The organism is Luteimicrobium album (genome assembly GCF_030161555.1).
In the GTDB taxonomy this organism is placed as follows: Bacteria; Actinomycetota; Actinomycetes; order Actinomycetales; family Cellulomonadaceae; genus Luteimicrobium; species Luteimicrobium album.
This window is the reverse complement of record NZ_BSUK01000001.1, coordinates 3649731-3669590: the sequence shown is the minus strand read 5'-3', so window position 1 is coordinate 3669590 and position 19860 is coordinate 3649731. Positions and strand designations below refer to the sequence as shown.

The window sequence follows — 19860 nt, the reverse complement described above, 5'->3', positions numbered from 1 at the left end:
CGCATCGACCATCGTGGGAACGCTGCCACTGGCAACGGGGGAGTGCATCTGGAGGGCTATGGCTCGATCTGCTCAAGGAGTGTCGGCCGCGACTGCGTGAGCGCTGCCGAGAGCGCCTGCGCGACAGCGATGCGCGCGGCCGGCATGACGTGCCCATAGCGATCGACCGTCGTCGTGATCGACTCGTGCCCGAGGTGCGCCTGGACGTAGTTGATCGGGATGCCCGCCGACAGCAGCCAGGATGCGCAGGTGTGGCGCGCATCGTGGACCCGGGGTCGCTTCCCGAGCGGCGGGTCAAGAGGCTCGATCGGCTTCCCTGCAGCATCCAGCCTGCGAGCGACGCGCTTGGCCTTCGGTCCGGGATCCTGCCCTGGCTCGCCGTTCGCCAGGCGCACTGCCGGCCTCCACACGTTGTCGTGGAACGTCTGAGGCTTCACCGCCTCGCCGTTCGCGTTCACGAAGACCAGCTCGTCGGCCGGGCGCTTGCCGATGATCGGTCGCAACACCTCCACGGTCTCCGGCGCGAGCGCGATCGTGCGACGAGACCGCTTCGACTTCGGAGCCCCGAGCTCCCGCCCGGTGTCCGTCTCCTTCCACGCCTGCACGACCGTGATCGTCGCGAGATCGAGGCTCACGTCGCCGACGCGCAGCGCGGTGATCTCGCCCCACCGGAGCCCGGTGGCGAACAGCACCTCGACGAATGGCTGCCATGTCGGCGTGAAGCACCCGAGGAACCGGGTGTACTCGTCGTGCGTGAGGAACACCATCGGCTCAACGACGGAGCGTGGCAGGCGCGTGCCTCGACACGGGTTGGAGGGGATGAGCCCGCGCTTCACCGCGGCCTGCATCGCGGACGACACGAAGCCGTGCTTGTTCTTGATCGTCTTGCCCGAGGCCTTCGACTTCTCGAGGTCCTTGACCCACCGCCCGATCGCGGACGGGTCGACGGCCGTCAGTGGCAGTTCGCCGAGCGCGCCGAGGTCGTTGGCGATGTACGCCCGGTAGCGGCCCGTCGTTCCGGAGGTGACGCCCGTCAGGGAGTCAACATGCTCGGTGCACCAGGAGGCGACAGTGTGGTCGGTGGCGAGGGAGCCGCGAGCCTCGTTCAACAGGCGCAGCGCCTCGTCCACGCCGTAGCTGGCGAGCCAACGGGTGAACCGCCGGGCGTCCGCCTGCTTCTTGAACGTCTCGGAGGACTGCTTGCCGACGCGCCGGAAGCGGACCTTCCACGTCTTCGTGCCGTCCTTGGCTACGTGCAGTGTGGGCTCTCGCATGCCGACCATTCTGCCTCCTGCGATGGGTACGCTGTACCCACTTTGGCCCGGCGACTCCCGGACTATCCCGTCAGGCCCGAGTAGAAACCGTTGAAATCTCGCCACTCTCAGCGTCGCTGCTGGTCAGATTCTATCAGCAAAGGGGTTCAAGTCCCCCTCCGGACACTCGTTGAGACAGCGACGACGAAGGCCCCGACCGGGAACGGTCGGGGCCTTCGTCGTACCCGTGTCTCTGACCGGCGGCTTCGTCCCTTTCCGGGGTGTTCGGCGCGTGTCGCTGCGTTCGTCCCCGCCGGGCGGCAGACTGGGGACCGCCGACGACGGAGGGTGGTCTGATGACGAACGGTGCCGCGGGGGACCAGGCGACGTCGGGCGCGCCGTCGTCCGGGTCCAAGCCTCCTCGGGGGTGAGCCCGGCGGCCCGGAAGGTCGCGGGCGCGCGGCGCAACCCGAGCGCCGTCGGGGTCACGCCGGACCCGGTGCCGCTGTGGCTACGCACCGTGGCCGGGTGGATCTGGCGTCTGCTCTTCATCATCGTCGCGGTCGCCCTCGTGTTCTGGGCCACGAGCCAGGTGCGGCTGCTGTTCATCGCCCTGTTCGTCGCGTTCGTGTTCACCTCGGTCCTGCGCCCCGTCGTGAAGCTGTTCGACCGGGTGATGTGGCGCTGGCTCGCGGTGCTGCTCTCGCTCCTGCTCGCGATCGCGGTCTTCGGGGGCTCCTGACGTACGTCGTCGCGTCCGTCGCGGGTCAGTGGGCCGACCTCGCCAAGCAGTTCAACGCGGGGCTCCAGCAGATCCTGGACTTCCTCAACGGCAGCCCGTTCCACCTGAACCTGCAGCTCAGCGACCTCAACGACTGGGTCGACAAGGGACGCGAGTGGCTCACCCAGCACTCGGGCGACATCGCCAGCACCGCATTCTCGCAGGCGGGCTCGGTGGTCGAGGTGTTCACCGGGCTCGCGCTCGCGATCTTCTGCACGGTCTTCTTCCTGGCGCGCGGCACCGAGATGTGGACCTGGTTCCTCAACCAGATGCCGGCTGCGAGCCGCGAGCCCCTCATGGCTGCGGGCGGTGCCGGCTGGTACACGTTCTCCGGGTACGCGCGGGGCACCGTGATCATCGCGCTCACCGACGGCATCCTCGCGGGCATCTGGCTCGTGATCCTGGGAGTCCCGCTCGCCGCCCCCTCGCCGTGCTCGTGTTCATCGGCGCGTTCATCCCCCTCATCGGCGCGCCGCTCGCGATGGTCGTCGCGATGATCGTGGCGCTCGCGACGCACGGCGTGTGGTCCGCGGTGCTCGTCGGGGTGGGGATCGCGATGATCGGCCAGCTTGAGGGACACGTCCTCCAGCCGCTCGTCATGGGCCGGCAGGTCTCGCTCCATCCGGTCGTGGTGGCGTGCAGCGTCACCGCGGGCACCCTCATCGGGGGCTCCTGGGCGCGATCATCGCCGTCCCGCTGGTCGCCGTGACCTGGTCCGTCTACTCGCGGCTGCACACCCCCGACCCGCCCATGGAGCCCCACGAGCCCGCCGAGGCCGTCGAGCCCCCGCCCGACGCGAAAGCAGCCGACTGAGCCGGGACGTGCGTGTGACGATGGGCCCATGCCTCTCGACCCCGCGAACCCGTTCGCCCAGCCGTCCTCGCTGCCCTACGAGCTTCCTGACTTCCGCGCCGTCCGTGCCGAGCACTACCTGCCCGCCGCCCGCGCGGGCATGGCCGAGCAGCTCGCCGACGTGCGCGCGATCGCCGCGGCCACCGAGCCGCCGACGCCGGAGGACGTCCTCGACGCCTTCGAGCGGACGGGCCAGCTCCTGCGCCGCTCCGCCACGGTCTTCTTCAGCACCCTGAGCGCCGACGCCACCCCCGAGCTCGAGGCGATCGAGGCCGAGCTCGCGCCCGAGCTCGCCGCCCACGAGGACGCCGTCTTCATGGACCGCGACCTGTATGCGCGCTTGGAGGCGCTCGCGGACCGTGCGGCGGCGGGCGAGGTCGCCCTGGACGACGAGCAGGCGTGGCTGCTGCGCAAGACGCTCGACCGGTTCACCCGGGCCGGGGTCGCGCTCGACGACGACGCCCAGGCCCGGCTGCGCGAGCTCAACACCCGCCTCACGTCCCTCGAGGCGAGCTTCGGGCGCACGCTGCTCGCGGCGTCCAACGCGGCCGCCGTCCTCGTCACGGACCGGTCCGACCTCGCGGGGCTGCCCGACGACGCCGTGGCCTCCGCCGCGCAGGCCGCGCGCGACGCCGCCCACCCGGGCGACGACGAGCACGGGCCGTGGCTGCTCGAGCTCCAGCTCCCCACCCAGCAGGCCGTCGTCGCGAGCCTCGACGACCCCGGCGTGCGCGCCCGCGTCCAGGCGGCCGCCGAGGCCCGGGGCGCGGGCGGCGAGCACGACACGCGTGCCCTCCTCGTCGAGATCGCGCGACTGCGTGCCGAGAAGGCCCGGCTCCTCGGGTACGCGCACTACGCCGACTACGTGGCCGCGGACGGCACCGCGGGGACGGGCGACGCCGTCGCCGACGTCCTCGACCGGCTCGCCCCGGCCGCCGTCGCGAACGCGCGCCGCGAGGGCGACGACCTGGCCGCGTACGCGGCCGAAGCCGGCCTCCCCACGGCCGGGGCGCCCGTTGCGGCGGGCGACTGGGCGTACCTGTCCGACCGGCTCCGCACGGCCCGCCACGACCTGGACGCGTCGGCCCTGCGGCCCTACCTCGAGCTCGAGCGCGTCCTGCAGGACGGCGTCTTCGAGGCCGCCCACCGGCTCTACGGGCTGACGTTCGCCGAGCGCGACGACCTGGTCGGCTACCACCCGGACGTGCGCGTCTTCGAGGTCTTCGACGAGGCGACCGCCGGTCCCGACGGCGGGCCCGGCACCCCGGGTGAGGGGATCGGCCTGTTCCTCGCCGACTACTGGACGCGCGCGTCCAAGCGCGGCGGCGCGTGGATGAACAACCTGGTCGACCAGAACCACCTGCTGGACCAGCGCCCGGTCGTCGTCAACAACCTCAACCTCCCCAAGCCGCCCGCCGGGAGCCCGACCCTGCTCGAGTGGGACAACGTCATCACCCTGTTCCACGAGTTCGGGCACGCGCTGCACGGCCTCTTCTCGGACGTGCGCTACCCGTCCCGATCGGGCACGGAGGTCCCGCGCGACTTCGTCGAGTACCCGTCCCAGGTGAACGAGATGTGGGCGTGGGAGCCCGCGATCCTGCGCTCCTACGCCGTGCACCACGTCACCGGCGAGCCCATGCCGTCCGCATGGGTCGACACACTGCTCGCGACCCGGCAGTGGGGTGAGGGCTTCGCGACGACCGAGTACCTCGCGGCCACGCTCCTCGACCAGGCCTGGCACCGGCTCGCGCCCGACGACGTCCCGACCGACCCCGCCGACGTGGCCGCTTTCGAGGCGAAGGCTCTCGCCGCGGCCGGCGTCGACTACGCGCCCGTGCCGCCCCGCTACCGCTCCACCTACTTCAACCACGTGTTCGGCGGCGGGTACGCGGCCGGCTACTACTCGTACATCTGGTCGGAGGTCCTCGACGCCGACACCGTCGAGTGGTTCCGGGAGAACGGCGGGCTGGAGCGCGCGAACGGCGACCGGTTCCGCCGCACCCTCCTCGCGCGCGGCGGCGGCACCGACCCCATGGACGCGTTCCGCGAGCTGCGCGGCCGCGACCCCGAGATCGCCCCGCTCCTCGCGCGCCGCGGCCTCGCCTGAGCCCTGCCCGCGTCACGTCCTCCCGCCCCGTGGACGCCCGGCCCGAGGTGGCCGGGCGCCGCGGGGCGCCCGGGTAGCGTGACCCCATGACCGCCACGCCGAGCCACGCACCCCAGCCCGCCGCAGCCGTCCCGTCGGCCGAGGACGAGGTCGTCGAGATCTGCCGCGACCTGCTGCGCATCGACACGTCGAACTACGGCGACGACTCGGGTCCCGGTGAGCGCGCCGCCGCGGAGCACGTCGCGGCGCTGCTGTCCGAGGTGGGGCTCGACGTCGACGTGTTCGAGTCCGCGCCGGGCCGGACGAGCGTCGTGACGCGCGTCGAGGGCGCCGACCGGTCCCGGCCCGCGCTCGTCGTGCACGGGCACCTCGACGTCGTGCCCGCGCGCGCCGACGACTGGAGCGTCGACCCGTTCGCCGGCGAGGAGCGCGACGGCATGCTGTGGGGGCGCGGCGCCGTCGACATGAAGGACATGGACGCGATGATCCTCGCCGTCCTGCGCCGCATGATCCAGGACGGCCGCAAGCCCGCGCGCGACCTCGTCGTCGCGTTCTTCGCCGACGAGGAGGCCGGCGGCGTCCAGGGCGCCCAGTGGGCCGTCGACCGCCGCCCGGAGCTCTTCGAGGGCGCGACCGAGGCCGTGAGCGAGGTCGGCGGGTACAGCGTCGACGTCGAGGGGCACCGTGCCTACCTCCTGCAGACCGCCGAGAAGGGCCTGTGGTGGCTGCGGCTCGTCGCCGACGGCAAGGCCGGGCACGGCTCCCAGGTCAACACCGACAACGCCGTCACCCGCCTCGCCGGCGCCGTCGCCCGCATCGGTGCGCACCGCTGGCCGCTGCGCCTCACCCCGACCGTCGACGCGCTCCTGCGCGGCGTCGCGGACCTCACCGGTCTCCCGTACGACCCCCACGACCCCGACGGCGTCGACCGGCTCGTCGCGGCCCTCGGCCCGGCCGCCGCGTTCGTCGGCGCGACCGTCCGGCACACGGCCAACCCCACCCAGCTCGACGCCGGGTACAAGGCGAACGTCGTGCCCGGGAGCGCGTCCGCGACGATCGACGCGCGGTTCCTGCCCGGCCACGAGGCCGAGGCCGAGACGCAGCTCCGGGCGCTCGCGGGCGACGGCGTCCGGTTCGAGACGATCCACCGCGACGTCGCGCTCGAGGTCCCGTTCTCGGGCGGGCTCGTGGACGCGATGTCGGCGGCGCTGCTCGCGGAGGACCCGGGCGCCTCCGTCCTGCCGTACACGCTGTCGGGTGGCACGGACAACAAGTCGCTGTCGCGGCTCGGGATCACGGGCTACGGGTTCGCGCCCCTGCGCCTGCCCGCGGACCTCGACTTCGCGGGCATGTTCCACGGCGTCGACGAGCGGGTGCCGCTCGACGCGCTGCGGTTCGGCGTGCGCGTGCTGGACCGGTTCCTCGCGACCTGCTGAGCGGAGGTAGCCGGGCCGGGCCGGGGCGGTGGGCCGCGGTCAGGCGAGGAGCGCGTCGAGCATCTGCCGCAGCTGCCCGACGTAGCCGCCGCCGAACAGCACCGCGTGCACCGCGACCGGGTACACCTGGTGCACGGCGACGCGGTGCCGCCAGCCGCGCGCCAGCGGGCGCGTGGTGTCGTACGCGGCGAGCACGACGTCGAGGTGAGGTGCGCCGAACAGCGCCAGCATCGCGAGGTCGGCCTCGCGGTGCCCGCCGTGCGCGGCGGGGTCGATCAGCACGGCCTCGACGTCGTCGACCCGGCCGCTCGCGGTCCACATCACGTTGCCCGACCACAGGTCGCCGTGGACCCGCGCGGGCGGTTCGCCGGTCTCCCAGCGGCCGGCCCGGTCGGCGAGCCGGTGCAGGGCGTCCGTGTCGGCCCGGGTGAGGGCTCCGCGCTCCGCCCCCTGACCGGCGACGGGGCGCAGCCGCGCCTCGCCCCAGAAGTCCGCCCACGTGTCCCAGACGCCCGTGGCCAGGGGGAGCGGATCGTCGAGCGGCCCGAAGAACGCGTCGCCCCACCAGCCGGGCGGCGGGCTGCCCCAGGCGGTCGCGCCCGCGTCGTGCAGGGTGGCGAGGTCGCGCCCGAACCGGGCCGCGGCCTCGCGGGTCGGCGCGGCAGGGACGACGCGCTCGAGGTCCAGGTGATCCTCGCCCACGCCCCGGACGCCGACGACGCGCGGACCGGTCGGCCCGCCCGGTGCGGCCGGGCGGCGAGCCTCGCCGAGCCAGCGCAGGCCCGCCGCCTCGCAACCGAAGAACCCGGCCGGGGCGCCGGGCCGCGCCTTGCGGAAGGTGGCGCCGTCGGGCACGGGGACGGGCGTCAGAGGGTGGACTGGACGCGGATGATCCGGCGACGGAGCTGGACGCGGCGCTCGCCGCCCACGTACAGCACGGTGCGGTGCAGCTCCCACCGGCCGTACTCCGCCTGCTCGGTCAGGGCACGCCGCGCGTCGGCGCGACTGGTGCCCCGGTCGAAGCGCACCGTCCGGTACTCGTACTGGGCCTCGGACGTGCGGTGCGACCGGTGGGACATGGGGCCTCCTCGGGTGCGGGACCAGTTGACTGTCCATTGTGCCCCGCCCGGCGCTACGGTTCGGATATGACCGCTGACCCGCGCGCCGCCCTGGACCGTCTCGTCGCCGCGCTCGAGGCGCACTACAACGCGATCGCGGCCCGCCGCAGCGACGACGACCCCGCCGTCGACGACGCGTACGACGTCCTCGCGGACGCGTTCGAGGTGTACGACGAGGCGGTCCTGCAGTCGTACGGCGAGGTCCTGCCGTTCGCGCTCGTGGAGGACGACGACGAGGACGACGACGAGCACCCGGGCGACGAGGACGAGCACGACTTCGACGACGAGGACGAGGACCACGACTTCGACGAGCCAGCGTTCCGCGCGGACTGATCCCGCGCACCCGACGCCACGTCGGGGGCGGCCGAGCCGGAGCGCCTGAGTCAGAGCGGTGGGGCGCCGTCCCAGCGCTCGGGGTAGCCGGCCTCGGGCGCGGACACGTCGTCGAGGGCGTCGTAGAGCTCGGCGGGCAGCACGAGGTCGAGCGCCGCGAGCGAGGCCTGGAGCTGGCCGGGCGTGCGCGCACCCACGATCGCCGACGCGACCCCGGCACGGGCCAGGAGCCACGCGAGCGCGACCTCGAGCGGCTCGCGCCCGAGCCCGGCCGCTGCCGTCGCGACCGCCTCCACCACGCTCGTGGCCCGCGCGTCGAGGTACTGGGACACGAACGCGCCCAGGTGCGGCGACGCGGCCCGCGAGTCGGACGGGACGGCGCCCCGGTACTTGCCCGTGAGGACCCCGCGGCCGAGCGGGGACCAGGCGAGCACGCCCTGTCCGAGCGCGCGGGCGGCGGGCAGGGCCTCGTGCTCGACCCCCGCTGCACGAGCGAGTACTCGAGCTGCAGCGTGGTCACCGGGGCCTGCGTCCGGGCGAGCGCCCCCGCGAGGTACGACGACGCCCAGGCCGGGTGGTTCGACAGGCCCACGTAGCGCGCGCGTCCCGAGGCGACGACCTGCTGGAGCGCGTCCGCGACCTCGGCGGGCGGCGTGGACGCGTCGGGCGTGTGGACGAGGAACAGGTCGACGTGGTCGGTGCCGAGGCGGGCGAGCGACGCGTCCAGACCGTCCAGCAGGGAGCGACGCGAGGTGTCGGCGCGGGCACCGTCGCGCGTGCGGACCAGCCCCGCCTTGGTGCACAGCACGAGCTCGGAGCGGTCGACCTGGCCCTCGAGCAGCGACCCCAGCACACGCTCGGCGTCGCCGCCCCCGTACGACGCGGCGGTGTCGACGAGCGTGCCGCCGGCGTCCACGAAGTCCCGGAGCTGGTCGGCGGCGTCGAGGGCGTCCGTGTCGCGCCCCCAGGTCATCGTCCCGAGACCCAGCTCGGAGACCCGCAGACCGCTGTGACCGACGACGCGTTGCTCCATGCGCGGCAGGGTATCGTGGCGCCCCGTGTCGATGTGGCAAGCCATCCTGATGGGCCTCGTGCAAGGCCTCACCGAGTACCTGCCCGTGTCGTCGTCGGCGCACCTGCGCATCGTCGGCGAGCTGATCGGCGCGGGTGACCCCGGCGCCGCCTTCACGGCGATGATCCAGATCGGCACCGAGGCCGCGGTGCTGCTCTACTTCCGCCGCGACATCAAGCGGATCTGCATCGCGTGGTGGCACGCCGTCACCGGCGCGCAGGGTCGCGACCGTGCGGCGCGCTTCGGCGCCCACGACCCCGACGCGCGCATGGCCTGGTACATCGCGCTCGGGTCGCTGCCCATCATCGTCCTGGGGCTCGCGTTCCAGGACGCGATCGAGACCCACTTCCGGAACCTGTGGCTCATCGCCTTCACGCTCGCCGCGTTCGGCCTGATCCTCGGCTGGGCCGACAAGCGGGGTCAGCACGTGCGCACGCTCGACGAGCTCAACCCTCGCCGGGCGACGGCCTTCGGATTCGCCCAGGCCCTCGCGCTGATCCCCGGCGTGTCCCGGTCGGGCGGCACCATCACGGCTGGTCTGGTCATGGGCTTCACGCGCGAGGCGGCTGCGCGGTACTCGTTCCTGCTGGCCGTGCCCGCCGTGCTCGGGTCGGGGCTCTTCGAGCTCGCCAAGTCCGTCGGTGGGGACCATGTGGCGAACGCCCCCGGCTTCGGGCCGACGCTGGTCGCGACGATCGTGTCGTTCCTCGTCGGCTACGTCGTCATCATCGGCTTCCTCAAGATCGTCGAGACGTACTCCTACAAGCCGTTCGTCGTGTACCGGATCGGCCTGGCCGTCCTCGTGGTCCTGCTGCTGCTGACGGGGGCGCTCGAGCCCGTCGGGAACCTCGCCGGCGCCGTCTGACGTCGACGGACGGGCGCCCGAGCCGTCGTCGGACGGGCTCCGGGGCGGGGCACGAACCCACCTAGACTGGGCGCGTGCACTCCTGGCCCGCGCCGCAGATCCCCGCCCTCCCGTCACCCCCGGACGCCGGCCCCGACGGCCCGGCCGAGATCAGGGTCCGCGACTCCAGCACCGGCGGGCTCGTCGTCGCCGCTCCCGGGCCGCACGCCCGCATGTACGTGTGCGGCATCACGCCCTACGACGCGACCCACCTCGGTCATGCCGCCACCTACGTGGCGTTCGACCTCCTCCAGCGGGCCTGGCGCGACGCCGGCAAGAAGGTCACCTACGCGTCCAACGTCACCGACGTGGACGACCCGCTCCTCGAGCGCGCCGACGCGACCGGCGTCGACTGGCGCGAGCTGGCCGCCGCCCAGACGGCGCTGTTCGCAGAGGACATGGCCGCCCTCGGCGTCATCCCGCCCGACGTGTACGTCGGTGCCGTGGAGACCGTGCCCGACGTCGTCCGTGCGGTGAGCGAGCTCGTCGCCTCGGGCGCGGCCTACCGGGTGCCGCTCGAGGACGGGGCCGGGGAGACCGGCCCGACCTGGGCGACGTGTACGCCGACCTGTCCGTCGACGCCGATTTCGGAGCGGTCGCCCGCTTGGACCGCGACGCGATGCTCGGTCTCTTCGCAGAGCGGGGCGGGGACCCCGACCGTCCAGGTAAGCGCGACGCCCTCGACCCGCTCCTCTGGCGGCGCGAACGGCCGGGTGAGCCCGCGTGGGACGGCGGTGACCTCGGCACCGGGCGCCCCGGCTGGCACATCGAGTGCGCCCTCATCGGCGCCCACGGCCTCGGCCCTGGGTTCGACGTCCAGGGCGGCGGCGTCGACCTGCTGTTCCCGCACCACGAGATGTCCAGCTCGCACCTGCGCGTCCTGCCCGACGACGTCTTCGACGCCACCGGCCCGGACGCGGCCGAGGCTCCGGCCGTGGAGTCCGTGCCCGCCGGGGGCCGCGCGGCCCGGGTCAACCTCCACGCCGCCCTGCTCGCCTACGAGGGCGAGAAGATGAGCAAGTCACGCGGCAACCTCGTCTTCGTCTCCACCCTGCGCCGCGCCGGCGTCGACCCGATGGCCATCCGGCTCGCGATCCTCGCGCACCACTACCGCACCCCCTGGGAGTGGACCGACCACGACCTCGCGAGCGCTCAGGCCCGTCTCGACCGGTGGCGCGCGGCGCTCGCGGGCAACGGGGGCCGTCCGCCGACGCGACGCTCGCCGGCCTCCGGGCCGCCGTCGCCGACGACCTCGACGCCCCGCGCGCGCTCGGCGTCGTGGACGCATGGGCCGACCGGGCGCTCGCCCCCGGCGCCGACACCGAGGACGGCTGGGACGAGGGTGCCCCCGGTGTCGTCGCACGCGCGGTCGACGCGCTGCTCGGCGTGCGGTTGTGAGCGGGACCGAGCCCGCGCCGCACAGCGGCGGGTACGAGCTGAGCGACGACCCGGCCCGCCTCGACCTCGACGCCGTGTGGGGGTTCCTGTCCACGGAGGCGTGCTGGGGTCGCTGGCGGACCCGCGTCGACGTCGAGGCGCAGGTCGCCGGGGCGTGGCGCGTCGTCGGCGCGTACGCCGCCGACGGCGCCCAGGTCGGCTTCACGCGGGCCGTGTCCGACGGCGCCGGCTTCGCCTACCTCGCCGACGTGTTCGTCGCGCCCGAGCACCGTGGGCACCGGCTGGGGCACCGGCTCGTCGAGACCATGGTCGACCACGGGCCCGGCGCCGACTTCCGCTGGGTCCTGGTCACGCGCGACGCCCACGGGCTGTACGCCGCGCACGGGTTCGGTGAGCCCGGCGAGTGGGCGATGGTCCGGCAGGCGCGCGGCGCCCTGGGCGCGCCTCCCGCCTGAGCCACCGCTCGTCCGAACCGCCCGACGGCCCAACCTCGTGGCGGCAGGCGTCGCGCTCGAGTCGGTTACTCACGGCGACGCGCGCGACGACGGGCTGGTGCTGCCTTCCCGCGGCCGTCTGTCGCGCAGTCATCGGGCCGAACGGCGCCGTCCGTCAGAACGGGGCGGCCCGAGATCGTCGTCGGGACGCCCGCCCGGCGCTCGCGGACGTGCGTTCGCGCCACCCGCCGGGTTCACCCCCGTCCGGTCCAAGCTCGGCCGCCCCGCCGGCGTCGCAGGCGTGCTGGTGTGCGTCCTGCCGGTCGGGGAGGTCCAAGTCACCGAGCCCGGCGGAGCAGCCGGGTCGCGGCTCGACGCCGGGCGCCACGCCGTCTCGTGCTTGAGCCGGTGGTGGTGCCGGCACAGGTGGATCAGGTTGTCTGCACTGGTCGCGCCGCCGTCGGTGTAGGCGACGAGATGGTCCACGTCGCACGCGGCAGCCGGCCGCCCGCAGCCCGGGAACCGGCAGGTCGCGTCGCGCACGACCAGGTGGCGGCGCAGGTCCGCGGGGACGGCGTACGACTCGCGCCCCACGTCGAGGACCGCACCGGTGTGCGGATGGGTGAGGAGCCGCGTGAACGACGGGGCGCCGGCCGCAAGCTCGCGGGCGGTGCCCGCGTCGATCGGCCCGTAGCCGTCGAGGTCGGCGGGCTCGTCGCCCTGGCCGAGCAGCGTCAGCACGGGGACCGTGACGTGGACGCGCGGCACCACGGACCGCGCGACGCCGGCGACCGCCGCACGATCGTCGACGGTGCGCTCGGTGCTGGTGGGAGCCGGCGCGACGCGCGCGAACGCGCCGGCTGCCGTGCCGCCGGCGTCGTCGAGGAGGAGGGCCGCGAGCACGTCGGCGCGAAGCTGGTCGCGTGTGCGCTTCTCGTCGCGGCCCGCGAGGGCGGTGGTCGCGTGGTCGAGCCGGTCCATCACGGCGTGGCCGGTCGCGGCCGGGAGGAACGCGGTGAGCCAGCTCATGCCGTCGGCGGCCGGCTCGAGGCGAACGTGCCGGTCCGTGGCGGCACGCTGGTGCCGTACCGCCTGCCGCTCGGGCTGGACTCGTTCGCGGGCGCGACGCAGGTGGCGGGCCAGACCCGTCGGCGTGACGCAGCCGGCGCGGGCGAGAGCAGCCGCCTCGACGGCGCGCGTCGCCTCGGGCTCCAGGTCCGCGGTGTGCTCGATCATCCGTTGGGCGTGCCGGTAGGAGATGGAGCCGTCGGCGAGCGCGTCGAGCGTCGCGGGCAGGTCGTGGACCAGCGAGCGGGCGTCCTCGACCAGCGCGCGCGTCGTGGGCTCGGGGAGCAGGAGCGCGGTCGCGAGGTCGGCGACGAACGCACGCTCGGCGAGCTCGGCCCGCTCGGACAGCTCCGGACCCTTGGCCGCGGGCGACGCGGGTGAGAGGAGCGCGACCTCAGCGGCGGGGACCCGGCGACGTGCGGCGTCGACCATCATGGTGCGGAACGCCGTCAGCTTCCGGATCGCCGTCTCGAGCGAGACGATCGCGTCGATCGCCTCGCCGAGGGCCTCGACCTCGCGCGGGCCCTGGTCCGTGACGATGCCCGCGCCGCCACGGAGCGTGAGCTCACTGTGCTCACCTTGCTCGCCGGCCGTCGTCGTCATGGCACCAGTCAACACCGAGCCACCGACATTCATTCGAACAGGTGTTCGATTCGATGGGTGGCGCTACCGACCGGGGATCGGCCTCAGCGTGAAGATCAGGATGCCGAGGTGCTTGTCCATCCACGCCTGCTTGTGCGGGTAGCGGCGTCGTGCGTCCTCGGAGAGCTGAGGCTCGCTCGCGTGCTCGACCCTGAGTCCGGCCACGCTGAACGTGTTGAGGAGGTCGGAGACGGTGTAGGCGCGCTTCGTGAGCGCGACCTGGTCGTTCCAGCCCTGGTGGTAGTAGGTGAAGCGGTCCGTGGAGAAGTATTCCTCTCCGAGGCTGGTCCCGTTCTGCTCGGACCGCTCGACGGCGTACCGGATCGGGTGCGTCCGGGTCACCAGGATGAACCCGTCGTCGGCCAGCATCGCCCGTGCCGCACGCAGGGTGCGCACCGGGTCGTTCGCGTAGCCGATGGACTGCAGGAACGTGATGCGGTCGAACGTCCTGCCGCTGAGTTCCGGTACGCGCTCCAGCTCGGAGAGGTCGCCCTGGACGAGCTCCAGGCCGGCCGGCGGGGCGGGCGGGAAGTTGCCGCTGATGTCGAGTCCGACGCAGGCCGTCGCGCCGGTCGCGACGAGCTCGGCGAGCTTGGCCCCGTTGCCGCACCCCACGTCGAGGACCGACAACCCGGTGACGTCGCCCAGGACCTCGCGCTGCGCCGGCCACTCGACCAGCGTGTCGAGCGAGTCCTCCTTGCCCGGGCCCGTTCGTAGTCCCGGGCGAGCGCGAGCCAGGGCCGGCTCGCGTCGCCGCCTTCGGGCTGGTGGACGTGCGTCGTCGTGCCAAGGCCGTCGGGGGTCGCCACGGAGAAGACGGTAGCCCTCTCGTCGCCGTTCGGTGGCCGCGGCTCGCGCGAGGTCAGAGGGCGCGGTAGTAGTGCACGACCGGCAGCGGTGTGAAGCCCTCCGACTCGTACAGCGCCCGGGCGGGGGCGTGCCCCTCGTCGCCCCCGGTCCAGACGTTCGCGTAGCGGCAGCCGGCCTCGCGCATGATCGCGACGGACGCATCCACGAGCCGACGCCCGATGCCCTGGCGTTGCGCCGCAGGGTCCACGGCGATCATCTCGAGGTCGGCCGCCCGCGTGCCGACGTCGTCCGGCTCTCCGAGCACGACGACGGCGAAGCCGACGACGGCGCCGTCCAGCTCGGCGACCACGCTCGTGGTCGCGTTCGCCTCGCACGCCGACCGGACCGCAGCGGCCTGCGTCGGTCGCCAGTCGGGAAAGGCGAGCCGATAGATCCGTTCGCCGAGCGCCGCCCGCCACGCCGTGAAGACCGGTTCCCAGGAGCGGAGCGAGAGCTCGACGAGCGGGTCGAGGTCGGACGCTCGGAAGGCGCGTACGAGGAGAGTCATGGTGCGACCGTACGAAGCGGTGGCGCCGAGACCCAGCTGAATCCGCCGAGTGCGGCGGCCCGGCTCAGCCCTGCCGGCCGTCGTCGCGTCGCCGCAGGTACCGCTCGAACTCGCGCGCGATGGCCTCGCCCGACGCCTCGGGGAGCTCGGCGGTGTCCTTGGCCTCCTCGAGCTGGCGCACGTACTCGGCGATCTCGGGGTCCTCGGACGCGAGCTCGTCGACGCCCGTCTGCCAGGCCACGGCGTCCTCGGGGAGCTCGCCGAGCGGCACGGGCTCCGACAGCAGGTCCTCGACGCGCGACAGGATCGCGAGGGTCGCCTTCGGCGACGGTGGCTGCCCGACGTAGTGCGGCACCGCGGCCCACAGGGACACGGACGCGCACCCGTGCTCGGCGGCCGCGTGCTGCAGCACCCCGACGATCCCGGTCGGCCCCTCGTACGTGGTGGGCTCGACGTCGAGCACGGCCTGCAAGCCGACCGACTCGCTCGTCGCGGTGAGCGGGATGGGGCGGGTGTGCGGGACGTCGGCGAGCAGCGCCCCGAGCGTCACGACGGTCTCGACGTCGTGCTCGTCGGCGTGGCGGAGCAGCTCGCGGCAGTACGACCGCCACCGCATCGAGGGCTCGATCCCGCGCACGAGGACGACGGTGCGCCCGCTCGTCGGCAGGGTCGCGGTCCAGACCGTCGTCGTGGGCCACTCGATGGTCCGCTTCCCGTCGTCGCCGACGGCGACCTGGGGCCGGTTCACCTGGAAGTCGTGGTACTCCTCGGGGTCGAGGCGCGCGACCTCGACGGCGCCCCACACGTCCTGCAGGTGCTCGATCGCGGCCGTCGCGGCGCCGCCTGCGTCGTTCCAGCCCTCGAACGCGGCGAGCAGCACGGCGCGTCCGGGGCGCCGGCCGGAGGGTGCGGCCTGGGGGTCGGTCATCGCTCCAGCCTACGGGGCGCCCGGGGGCCCGCGGCGGCGTCGCGTTCCGCCCCCTGCGAACGTCGCGCGGGAACCGGGCCGAGCCGCCCACCTACGATGGTGCGGTGAGCGAACAGTCCCCACCGGCCGCCCGAACCACCGCCACGACGCCCGCCGCGGTGCTCTGGGACCTCGACGGGACCCTCGTCAACACCGAGCCCTACTGGATGACCGCGGAGACCGAGCTCGTCGCCGAGCACGGCCTGACGTGGACCTACCAGGACGGCCTCACCCTCGTCGGCCGGCCCCTGCTCGAGGCGGCCGGGATGATCGCCGCGCACGGGGTGCCGCTCGCCCCCGAGCAGATCGTCGAACGGCTCGTCGGGCGCTTGGTCGAGCACCTGCACGACGCCGTCCCGTGGCAGCCCGGCGCCCGCGAGCTCCTCGCGGCCCTGCGCGAGGCCGGGATCCCGTGCGCGCTCGTCACCATGTCGTATCGCGTGCTCGCCGAGGCGATCGTCGAGGCGTCGCCGGCCGGCACGTTCGAGGTCGTCGTGTGCGGCGACGAGGTCACGCACGGCAAGCCCCACCCCGAGCCCTACCTGCGGGCCGCCGAGCAGCTCGGCGTCGACCCGGCCGCGTGCGTCGCCGTCGAGGACTCCCGCCCCGGCATCGCGTCCGCGCTCGCGTCCGGCGCGCGCACCGTCGGCGTGCAGGTCGTGGTCCCCGTCGAGCCGGCGCCGGGGCTCACCCGCATCGCGTCGCTCGAGCAGCTCGACGTCGACACCCTCGCGCGGATCGCGTCCGGCGAGACCCTCGACCTGCTCGACGGCGCAGCGGGCTGACCGCGGACCGTCACACCACCTCGGGCGCCACTCCGAGCGACCGCAGCGACGCCTCGGCCGGGTACGCCGGGGAGTGCCCCCGAACTCCGGGCACGACGCCTGGTGCGCGCACCAGCCGCACAGGGCCGACCGCCGCGGCGGGAAGTGCCCGGCCCGGGCCATCGACTCGATCCCCGACCACACCGCCCGCACCCGCTGCTCGGTGTGCTCGAGCTCGGCCACCGTCGGCGCCGAGCGCAGCACCTGTCCGTCGCCCAGGTACACGAGCTGCAGCATCCGCGGCACCGTGCCGGTCGAGCGCCACAGCACCAGCGCGTAGAAGCGCATCTGGAACTCCGCCGACCCGCCGTAGCCGGGCCGCGGGGACCGGCCGGACTTGTAGTCCACCACCCGCACCTCGCCCGACGGCGCCACGTCGAGCCGGTCCACGATGCCCCGGAGCTGCGGCCCGTCGTCGAGCTGGTGGCGCACCGTCAGCTCGCGCGACCGCGGCTCCAGCCGGTTCGGGTCCTCGAGCCGGAAGTACGTCCCCACGAGCTCGCCGGCCCGGCCGAGCCACGACTCGAGCCCCGCCGCGTCCTGGACGAGCCCTGCGTACTCCGGACGCGCCTCCTGCAGCGCCTCCCACTGCGGCCCCAGCAGCGAGAGCGCGCGCTCCGGCGTGCGCGCCCCCGCAGGGGCGTCATACAGCCGCTCCAGCACCGCGTGCACCAGCGTGCCCCGCGCCGCCGCCTCGCTCGGCGGCTCCGGCAGCCGGTCCACGACGCGGAACCGGAACAGCAGGGGGCACTGCATGAAGTCGTTCGCGCGCGACGGCGACAGCCCGGGCACCCGCACCCCGTCCTGGTCCGGCGCACCGGGTGTCCCCGTCGCGGTCGGCGTCTCGTCCGTCACAGCCACGCCCCGGACCCTAGCCGCAGGCACCCACCGTGCCGTCCTCCCTCCACAGGCACGGGCCACGGCCTCAGCCCCGCCCCAGCGTCCGCCCAGCCGCGACCACTAGGCTGACCAGGTGAGTCAGACCCCCGCCCCCGCGGGCGCCGCCCGCGCCGCACCTCGTCCGGCTGGGTCATCGGTCGGCTCGCCGGCGCCCCTGTCGTGGTGACCCCCTCCTGGTTCGTGGCCGCCGCCGTGCTCACGGTGCTCTTCGCCCCGACCGTGCGCTACGTCTCGCCCGACCTCGGGGTTGGCACCTACGTCGTCGCGCTCGCGTTCGTCCTCCTGCTCTTCCTGTCCGTGTTCCTCCACGAGGCGGCGCACGCCCTCGTCGCCCGCGCCCGCGGCCACGAGGTCCACGAGCTCGCGCTCACCCTGTGGGGCGGGCACACCGCCTACGGGGGCGGCGGCGGACCCCTCGACGCGTTCCTCGTCGCCGTCGTCGGCCCCGTCACCAACCTCGTGCTCGCGGGGGCCTTCTGGGCCGCGTTCCAGCCCGTCCGCGGCGACGCCTCGATCGCCGGCCTGCTCCTGTACGCCGGGGCGTTCTCCAACGCGTTCGTCGGGATCTTCAACCTCCTGCCCGGGCTCCCGCTCGACGGCGGCCAGATGCTCGAGTCCGCCGTCTGGGGCGGGACGGGCAACCGCGAGAAGGGCACCGTCGCCGCCGGCTGGGTCGGCCGGGCCGTGGCGGTCGCGGTCATCGTGTGGGCCGTCGGCGTGCCGCTCGCGCGCGGTGGGCAGCCGTCGCTCACGACGGTGATCTGGGGCGTGCTGATCGGGGGCTTCCTGTGGCAGGGGCCTCGTCGGCCGTGGCGTCGGGCAAGGCGCGCGCCGCCGTCGCCCACCTGCGTGCGGCCGACCTGATGCTGCCGGTCCGGCTGGTCTACGACACGGGCACCGTGGCCGACGCGCGGGCCGTGAGCCTGCCGCACCACGCGCTCGTCGTCGTCGACCGTGCGGGCATCGCGGTGGCCGCCGTCGACCCGCAGGCCCTCGCGTCCGTACCGGAGCCGGTGGCGGCCACGACCCCGGTGTCCGCCGTCGCCCAGGCGCTCGGACCCGACGCCGTGGTCGACGTCGCGACGACCGGCAGCGAGCTCGTGGGCACCGTCGCGGAGGCGGCGCCGACCGGGCCGGTGCTCGCCGTCACGCAGCAGGGTTCCGTCGTCGGCCTGCTGCCCGTGCAGACCGTCGTCGAGGCCGTGCGGGCCGCGAACGCGAAGCCCGCCTGACCCGCCCACCTACACTGGTCGGTCGTGACTCCTGACGAGGTTCCCGCGACCCCCACCGCGCCCGCGACGCCCGCATCGACCGGCGCCGACCTGCGGCGCGGGCCGTTCCGGCCGGGCGACAAGGTCCAGCTCACCGACCCCAAGGGCCGGCTCCACACCATCACGCTCGAGCCCGGCGCGACGTTCCACACGCACCGCGGGTACTTCGCGCACGACGCGCTCATCGGCGCCCCGGAGGGCCAGGTCGTGACGAATACGGGCGGCACCGCGTACGTCGCGCTGCGGCCGCTGCTGTCCGACTACGTCCTGTCGATGCCCCGCGGGGCCGCGGTCGTCTACCCCAAGGACGCCGGCCAGATCGTGACGATGGCCGACATCTACCCGGGCGCACGCGTCGTCGAGGCCGGCGTGGGGTCCGGAGCCCTGACGCTCTCGCTGCTGCGCGCCGTCGGCGACGGCGGGTCGCTGCACTCGATCGAGCGGCGCGAGGACTTCGCGGCGATCGCGCGCGGCAACGTCGAGGCGTTCTTCGGGGCCCGCACCCCGCCTGGGACCTGAGCGTCGGCGACCTCGCCGACGTCCTGCCCACCGTGGCCGGGCCGGGGACGGTCGACCGCGTCGTCCTCGACATGCTCGCGCCCTGGGAGAACCTCGCCGCCGTGGCCGAGGCCCTCGCGCCGGGCGGCGTGCTGTGCTGCTACGTCGCGACCACCACCCAGCTCTCCCGCCTCGCGGAGGACGTGCGCGACGACGGCCGCTACACCGAACCGACCGCATGGGAGTCGTTCGTGCGCGGCTGGCACCTCGAAGGCCTCGCGGTGCGGCCCGAGCACCGGATGATGGGCCACACCGGTTTCCTCCTGACCACCCGGCGCCTCGCCGACGGTGTCCAGGCGCCCGAGCGCAGGCGCCGCCCCGCGAAGGGCGCCTACCCCGTGACGGAGGGTTCCGCCGCCGACGGCGTGGCGGGCGACGAGCGCGCGGACGGGTCCGCGGGCACCGAGTGGACCGAGGAGGCGCTCGGCGAGCGGCCCGTGTCGCCCAAGAAGATCCGGCGGGTGCGGCGCAGCGTCGGGCAGGCGCCCGACCAGGGCGCCGACCAGGGCTGACGCGCCGTGCGGGGGTCGACGGGGGTCGGTGTGAGACCCGTCACGTGAAGGTCGCGTGTCGCTGCGTGGAACG

The 19860-nt window shown here is 74.3% G+C and carries 18 protein-coding genes and 4 pseudogenes; 13 read left to right on the top strand and 9 right to left on the bottom strand.

Features of this window, described 5'->3' with window-relative positions:
• Positions 1-56: 56 nt before the first annotated feature.
• Positions 57-1274: a tyrosine-type recombinase/integrase gene (locus tag QQK45_RS18725; protein WP_284294504.1), complete on the bottom strand. Its 1218-nt coding sequence runs from the start codon at positions 1272-1274 to the stop codon at positions 57-59.
• 406 nt (positions 1275-1680) lie between these two features.
• On the opposite strand from QQK45_RS18725, the gene QQK45_RS22635 reads away from it, so the two are divergent.
• The 5 genes from QQK45_RS22635 to QQK45_RS18710 all read left to right on the top strand — a co-directional run bounded on the left by QQK45_RS22635 (position 1681) and on the right by QQK45_RS18710 (position 6429).
• Entirely contained in the window at positions 1681-1995 is a 315-nt protein-coding gene (locus QQK45_RS22635) for a hypothetical protein (RefSeq protein WP_348525295.1), read from the top strand.
• Entirely contained in the window at positions 1932-2531 is a 600-nt protein-coding gene (locus QQK45_RS22630; RefSeq protein ID WP_348525294.1) for an AI-2E family transporter, read from the top strand. The genes QQK45_RS22635 and QQK45_RS22630 overlap by 64 nt, the downstream gene beginning before the upstream one ends.
• Complete coding sequence (locus tag QQK45_RS22625) at positions 2471-2743, top strand: AI-2E family transporter (RefSeq protein WP_348525293.1); 273 nt, start codon at positions 2471-2473, stop codon at positions 2741-2743. Before QQK45_RS22630 ends, QQK45_RS22625 begins: the two co-directional genes overlap by 61 nt.
• A 132-nt stretch (positions 2744-2875) precedes the next feature.
• Positions 2876-4993: a M3 family metallopeptidase gene (locus QQK45_RS18715; protein ID WP_284294503.1), complete on the top strand. Its 2118-nt coding sequence runs from the start codon at positions 2876-2878 to the stop codon at positions 4991-4993.
• Positions 4994-5079: 86 nt separating this feature from the next.
• On the top strand, positions 5080-6429 hold the full coding sequence (locus tag QQK45_RS18710; protein WP_284294502.1) for a M20/M25/M40 family metallo-hydrolase: 1350 nt from the start codon (positions 5080-5082) through the stop codon (positions 6427-6429).
• 39 nt (positions 6430-6468) lie between these two features.
• Here QQK45_RS18710 and QQK45_RS18705 read toward each other — a convergent pair whose 3' ends face one another.
• Positions 6469-7284, bottom strand: coding sequence for a fructosamine kinase family protein (locus QQK45_RS18705; RefSeq protein WP_284294501.1), 816 nt, complete (start codon positions 7282-7284; stop codon positions 6469-6471).
• A gap of 11 nt (positions 7285-7295) precedes the next feature.
• Positions 7296-7508, bottom strand: coding sequence for a DUF5703 family protein (locus QQK45_RS18700; protein WP_036950390.1), 213 nt, complete (start codon positions 7506-7508; stop codon positions 7296-7298).
• 66 nt (positions 7509-7574) lie between these two features.
• Between QQK45_RS18700 and QQK45_RS18695 the strand changes: the two genes are divergently transcribed.
• Complete coding sequence (locus QQK45_RS18695) at positions 7575-7880, top strand: primosomal protein (protein WP_284294500.1); 306 nt, start codon at positions 7575-7577, stop codon at positions 7878-7880.
• Between the two features lie 50 nt (positions 7881-7930).
• Here the strand turns inward: QQK45_RS18695 and QQK45_RS18690 are convergent.
• Positions 7931-8913: pseudogene (locus tag QQK45_RS18690) on the bottom strand (aldo/keto reductase).
• Positions 8914-8938: 25 nt separating this feature from the next.
• Here QQK45_RS18690 and QQK45_RS18685 point away from each other — a divergent pair.
• The 3 genes and pseudogenes from QQK45_RS18685 to QQK45_RS18675 all read left to right on the top strand — a co-directional run bounded on the left by QQK45_RS18685 (position 8939) and on the right by QQK45_RS18675 (position 11709).
• The gene (locus tag QQK45_RS18685) at positions 8939-9817 is read left to right on the top strand and encodes an undecaprenyl-diphosphate phosphatase (RefSeq protein WP_284294499.1); all 879 of its coding nucleotides are present in this window, start codon (positions 8939-8941) and stop codon (positions 9815-9817) included.
• A 74-nt stretch (positions 9818-9891) separates the two neighbouring features.
• Positions 9892-11254 (top strand): annotated as a pseudogene (gene mshC / locus QQK45_RS18680) (cysteine--1-D-myo-inosityl 2-amino-2-deoxy-alpha-D-glucopyranoside ligase).
• Positions 11251-11709 carry a GNAT family N-acetyltransferase gene (locus QQK45_RS18675; RefSeq protein WP_284294498.1) on the top strand — a complete coding sequence of 153 codons (459 nt, stop codon included), beginning with the start codon at positions 11251-11253 and terminating at the stop codon, positions 11707-11709. Before mshC ends, QQK45_RS18675 begins: the two are co-directional and overlap by 4 nt.
• Before the next feature lie 129 nt (positions 11710-11838).
• Here the strand turns inward: QQK45_RS18675 and QQK45_RS18670 are convergent, their stop codons facing one another.
• The 4 genes from QQK45_RS18670 to QQK45_RS18655 all read right to left on the bottom strand — a co-directional run bounded on the left by QQK45_RS18670 (position 11839) and on the right by QQK45_RS18655 (position 15683).
• Positions 11839-13359, bottom strand: a complete 1521-nt coding sequence (locus tag QQK45_RS18670) for an HNH endonuclease signature motif containing protein (RefSeq protein WP_284294497.1) — start codon at positions 13357-13359, stop codon at positions 11839-11841.
• A gap of 63 nt (positions 13360-13422) precedes the next feature.
• The gene (locus QQK45_RS18665; RefSeq protein ID WP_284294496.1) at positions 13423-14028 is read right to left on the bottom strand and encodes a class I SAM-dependent methyltransferase; all 606 of its coding nucleotides are present in this window, start codon (positions 14026-14028) and stop codon (positions 13423-13425) included.
• Positions 14029-14260: 232 nt separating this feature from the next.
• The gene (locus QQK45_RS18660; protein ID WP_284294495.1) at positions 14261-14755 is read right to left on the bottom strand and encodes a GNAT family N-acetyltransferase; all 495 of its coding nucleotides are present in this window, start codon (positions 14753-14755) and stop codon (positions 14261-14263) included.
• 64 nt (positions 14756-14819) lie between these two features.
• A complete protein-coding gene (locus QQK45_RS18655; protein ID WP_284294494.1) occupies positions 14820-15683 on the bottom strand; it encodes a PAC2 family protein in 864 nt (287 codons plus the stop codon).
• A gap of 104 nt (positions 15684-15787) precedes the next feature.
• Here QQK45_RS18655 and QQK45_RS18650 point away from each other — a divergent pair, with 104 nt between their 5' ends.
• Positions 15788-16507, top strand: coding sequence for an HAD family hydrolase (locus QQK45_RS18650; RefSeq protein WP_284294493.1), 720 nt, complete (start codon positions 15788-15790; stop codon positions 16505-16507).
• A gap of 147 nt (positions 16508-16654) precedes the next feature.
• Here QQK45_RS18650 and QQK45_RS18645 read toward each other — a convergent pair.
• Positions 16655-17302, bottom strand: a pseudogene (locus QQK45_RS18645) (RecB family exonuclease); the annotation flags it as partial.
• A gap of 303 nt (positions 17303-17605) precedes the next feature.
• Between QQK45_RS18645 and QQK45_RS18640 the strand changes: the two are divergent.
• The 3 genes and pseudogenes from QQK45_RS18640 to QQK45_RS18630 all read left to right on the top strand — a co-directional run bounded on the left by QQK45_RS18640 (position 17606) and on the right by QQK45_RS18630 (position 19787).
• Positions 17606-18310 carry a site-2 protease family protein gene (locus tag QQK45_RS18640; protein ID WP_284294492.1) on the top strand — a complete coding sequence of 235 codons (705 nt, stop codon included), beginning with the start codon at positions 17606-17608 and terminating at the stop codon, positions 18308-18310.
• Positions 18256-18678 (top strand): hypothetical protein, encoded by a 423-nt coding sequence (locus tag QQK45_RS18635; RefSeq protein WP_284294491.1) that lies wholly within the window; start codon positions 18256-18258, stop codon positions 18676-18678. The genes QQK45_RS18640 and QQK45_RS18635 overlap by 55 nt, the downstream gene beginning before the upstream one ends.
• Before the next feature lie 24 nt (positions 18679-18702).
• Positions 18703-19787, top strand: a pseudogene (locus tag QQK45_RS18630) (tRNA (adenine-N1)-methyltransferase).
• Positions 19788-19860: the final 73 nt, after the last annotated feature.